The organism is Hydrogenimonas sp. (assembly GCF_029933015.1).
In the GTDB taxonomy this organism is placed as follows: domain Bacteria; phylum Campylobacterota; class Campylobacteria; order Campylobacterales; family Hydrogenimonadaceae; genus Hydrogenimonas.
The window spans coordinates 1-4,030 of record NZ_JAOZOZ010000144.1 but is presented as its reverse complement, the minus strand read 5'-3'; the positions used below and the strand labels follow the sequence as shown (position 1 = coordinate 4,030).

6 protein-coding genes and 1 pseudogene are annotated in these 4,030 nt (G+C 57.5%); all 7 read right to left on the bottom strand.

The features are described from left to right. The coding region (gene gmhB / locus Q1K23_RS08280; protein ID WP_300363739.1) for a D-glycero-beta-D-manno-heptose 1,7-bisphosphate 7-phosphatase at positions 1-443 on the bottom strand (443 nt) is incomplete at its 3' end. Next, positions 422-547 carry a hypothetical protein gene (locus Q1K23_RS08275; RefSeq protein WP_300363738.1) on the bottom strand — a complete coding sequence of 42 codons (126 nt, stop codon included), beginning with the start codon at positions 545-547 and terminating at the stop codon, positions 422-424. The genes Q1K23_RS08275 and gmhB, both read right to left, overlap by 22 nt. Positions 548-594: 47 nt before the next feature. Continuing rightward, positions 595-840, bottom strand: a complete 246-nt coding sequence (ccoS, locus tag Q1K23_RS08270; RefSeq protein ID WP_300363737.1) for a cbb3-type cytochrome oxidase assembly protein CcoS — start codon at positions 838-840, stop codon at positions 595-597. Continuing rightward, the gene (locus Q1K23_RS08265; protein WP_300363736.1) at positions 841-1,137 is read right to left on the bottom strand and encodes a Dabb family protein; all 297 of its coding nucleotides are present in this window, start codon (positions 1,135-1,137) and stop codon (positions 841-843) included. A gap of 36 nt (positions 1,138-1,173) precedes the next feature. Beyond that, positions 1,174-1,497: pseudogene (locus Q1K23_RS08260) on the bottom strand (ferredoxin-thioredoxin reductase catalytic domain-containing protein); the annotation flags it as partial. A gap of 70 nt (positions 1,498-1,567) precedes the next feature. Further along, positions 1,568-2,116 carry a Uma2 family endonuclease gene (locus tag Q1K23_RS08255; RefSeq protein ID WP_300363735.1) on the bottom strand — a complete coding sequence of 183 codons (549 nt, stop codon included), beginning with the start codon at positions 2,114-2,116 and terminating at the stop codon, positions 1,568-1,570. A gap of 31 nt (positions 2,117-2,147) precedes the next feature. Further along, a partial coding sequence (locus Q1K23_RS08250; protein ID WP_300363733.1) for a cation-translocating P-type ATPase occupies positions 2,148-4,030 on the bottom strand: 1,883 nt, incomplete at its 5' end.

The following is a 4,030-nucleotide window of genomic DNA, read 5'->3' as shown; positions in this document are numbered from 1 at the left end:
CGCCCCACTCCCGCACGCTTCGCCGCTTCGATATCGCTGGGTTTGTCACCGATCATGACGGAATTTTTCATGTCGATGCCGAATCTTTCGGCCGCTTCGAGGAACATTCCGGGCATCGGTTTGCGGCAGGCGCATCCTTCGTCGGGATCGTGAGGGCAGAAGAACACCTGCGACCGGTCGATCTCTATGCCCGCTTCACGCATCTTTTCGAGCATATGGTCCGTCAGTTTTTCGAAATCCTCACAGCTGTAATAGCCTCTTCCGATCCCCGACTGGTTGGTCACGACGATGGGCAGATAGCCCTTTTTCTGGGCTGTTTTTATAAAATCGAGAATCCCTGGGACAAATTCGAAATCCTCCACCCGGCTCACGTAGCCGTGGTCGATATTGATCACCCCGTCACGGTCCAGAAAAAGCGCCTTCACCGTCGCTCTATCACCCACACCAGACCCATCACCAGCAAAATCAGCGCCGCCCAGGTCAAAAAGCCCGGCAGCGCTCCGGTATTGATCACATGTCCACCCGTCGGCATCCCCGCTGGATACATTCTATTTCCTTTTTCCACTCAATACTCAGCACTCAACACTCAATACTTTAATCGGGCATCACCCGTTTGTCTTCGCGCCTTTTGTCACGCTTCTTTTTTTCGATCTCTTCGCGCTTCTTCTGCATCATCACGGCGTCTTTTAGCTCCTCTTCGCCGTCGTAGAGCGCCCCGTCGAGAAATTTGTGCTTGTCTTCGAACTGGCCGGTCTTGTGTCCCCACAGCAGCGCGAAGAGTCCGAAGGCTCCCAGCAGCGTGGAGACCCCCAGCATCATCGCCAAAATTCCGCTGCTCACTTACGCACCCTTTTCGTAGTCGACCACCCGGCTCTCTTCGGAAACCTCTTTGATCACGTTCACCACCTCGACATGGGCCGGATGCACCCGGTAGGCGTCCAGCCCCTCACGGTCGTCGAACGTGGAGGTGAGCACCAGATCCATCGAGCGCTCCGAATGGAGAAAATCGATCCCCACCTCCATCGACCTCAACGACGGAATCTTTTCGGGCAGCGCTTCGAGCATCTCTTTGACCCTCTCAAGATTCGCCGCCTTGTTCTCCTCTTTGAACCGAAACATCACGATATGTACGACCATTTCCATCCTTTTTTTCAACGATCAATGCTCGTGCGTCGCCGCGTACTCCGGCGTACAGAAAATCCCGCAGTGACACTTGCCCTCTTCGGGGATCTCGCGTTCGATGGCCGGTTTGCAGGGGCAGAGGCGGTTGTCGGCGCTGACATGGTTGCCGTTTTCGTCCTCGACGACCATGTAGCACGGACACCACCGCTTGCCGTAGAGCATCTTGTTGCGCGCCAGACCCATCTGCACCCCTTCGTTGACATCCTCCATCGGATTGTAGACCCATCCGAACTGCTTGCAGACTTTGTCGGTGAATTTTTTCGTCTTCTCCAGCTCCGCCAGAAACTCGTCCGAGCTCATATCGATGTATTCCATACGCCATCCTTTTGTATTGATTTTTTTTATGCTATCACGCCCCGACTGGGCGGGGGCTTAAAGATACCGATTATCTAAAGCGGGAAAAGAGCTTGTCGAAGTCGAAAGTCACCGGACAGCTCACATCCGTGAAATCCAACGTTTCCATCGTATAATCCCCCACTTTTTTTAATCCATCCTCCCTGTTTTTGAAAACTTTCGCGGTCAACTCTTCGGGGTAGACGAGGATGTAGTACTTCACCCCTTCGCGTTCGTAGATGGCGTATTTGAGGTTTTCGTCCCGATCCGCCGTGGAGGGGCTGAGGATTTCGAAGATAACTTCGGGGGTCTTGGCGATGTATCGCGTTTCCGTATCTCGGCACACGACCGCGACATCGGGACGCAGGACGAGGTCCTCTCTGACTTTCCAATCCTCTTCCAGCAACACTTCGCACTCCGGACACTCTTTCAACATTTCATCCAGCAGCGAGAAAATACGCCCCATCAGTTTCTGATGAATCTTTACCGGCGAAGGTGCCATAGCGTGAGGCACGCCATAGATCAGTTCCCAGTCACCTTCCCACCCTTTGTAGTCTTCGTAGGTATAGTGTGGCAGCGATTCGAGTTTCAATGCGTCCATACGGGCCTCCTTGATCCTCTTATTATACCATTCACTTCTCTTTGAACGCACTCTTGATCCGCATGCTGTTGCCCACCACCAGCAGCGAGCTGAGGCTCATCGACAGAGCCGCCACCAGCGGGATCACGTACCCCGCCACCGCCAGGGGAATCGTGATGGAGTTGTAGATGACCGAGAGGGCGAGGTTCTGCTTGACGAACTTGAAAGTCCGGCGGCTGATCAGAAAGGCGTCGCGCAGCGACGTGATGCGATCGTCCAGCAGCACCACGTCGCTGACCTCCAGAGCCACGTCCGAACCGCTTCCCATCGCGATGGCGATGTCGCTTTTTGAAAGTGCCAAAGCGTCGTTGATCCCGTCGCCCGCCATGACCACCACACGCCCTTCGGCGTGCAGTCTGTCGATCTCTTCGGCCTTCTCTTCGGGGAAAAGCCCGGCCCGATAGTGGGGCACGCCCACCTCTTCGGCCACTCTTGCCGCGGCCTTTTCGTTGTCTCCGGTGAGCATCACCACGTCGATACCCAGTTTTCTGATCTCCTCGATCGCCTCTTTGGCTCCCGGCTTGGGCAGATCCCGCAGCTCGAACTTCGCCACGACCCGACCGTCCACGGCGAAGAAAAAGAGGGTGTATTCACTCTCCCCGTCCACCTCGATGCCGAACTCCTCCATCAGTTTGCCGTTGCCGCCCAGCAGTTCGTGCCCTTCACAGAGGGCCCGGATGCCGCGGGCCTGGATCTGCTTCACCTCCTCCAGCGGCACCTCCCGCAGGTTTTCGTGATGCTCTTTGAGATACCTTTCGATCCCGTGGCTGACGGGGTGGATCGAGCTCTTGACCAGGGCGTAGAGCCAGTTCGGATCGTAATCGGCGTAGGCTTCGTAACTGACCACGTGGGGCTTGCCCTCGGTGATGGTGCCGGTCTTGTCCAGCACCAGCGTGTCGGCCTTGGCCATCGTCTCGATGAAGGCCGCCTCCTTGAAGAGCACGCCGCGCCGCGCCGCGAGGTTGATGCCGATCAGCGTGGCCACCGGCGTGGCCAGCCCCAGGGCGCAGGGGCAGGCGATGACGATGACCGAGATGCTCACCACCAGCGCCCGCTCGAACTCTCCACTCATCCAGAACCAGCCGATGAAGGTCAGCGCCGCGATGGAGAGGATCGTCACCGAAAAATATCCCGACACTTCGTTGGCCAGCTGCTCGATCTTCGGCTTTTTGGTCAGGGACTCCTCCAGCAGCCCCACCAGCGTCGTGAGCATCGAGGAGCTGTAATCCTTCGTCGCTTCGTAGCGCACCACGCCATCCAGCGCCACGGAGCCGCTGACGATCTCGTCGCCGGGACGTTTGTAGATGGGCTCGCTCTCGCCGGTGAGCGAGCTCTCGTCGAAGCTCCCCTCGCCCGCTACGACGACCCCGTCGATCGCCACCTTCTCGCCCGGACGGATCTCGATGATGTCGCCCGGTTTCACCTCCTCGACGGGGATCATCGCCTTCTCGTCGTTCTCCACCACCGTCACCTCCGTCGGCAGAGCGTTGGAGAGGGCGTCCATCGTGTCGGCGGCCCGCTTCTTGCTGAGCACTTCCAGATATTTGCCCGAAAGCACGAAAGTGATGATCATCGTCACCGAATCGAAATAGACCTCGCCCTTGCCCGTCACCATCGCCCAGAGCGAGTAGAGATAGGCCAGCGTGGCGCCTGTGGCCACCAGCACGTCCATGTTGATGAAGCGGTTTTTCAGGCCGTACCAGGCCCCGCGGAAAAAGACCCATCCGCTGTAGAAGAGCGTCGGCGTCGCCAGGACCCATTCGGCGATGTTGAGCACCTGCTTCACGTCGCTGCGCATCCCGGTGAACATTCCCGTATACTGGGCGATGGCGATCCACATGATGTTCATCGTGGCAAAAATCGCCACCAGCAGCC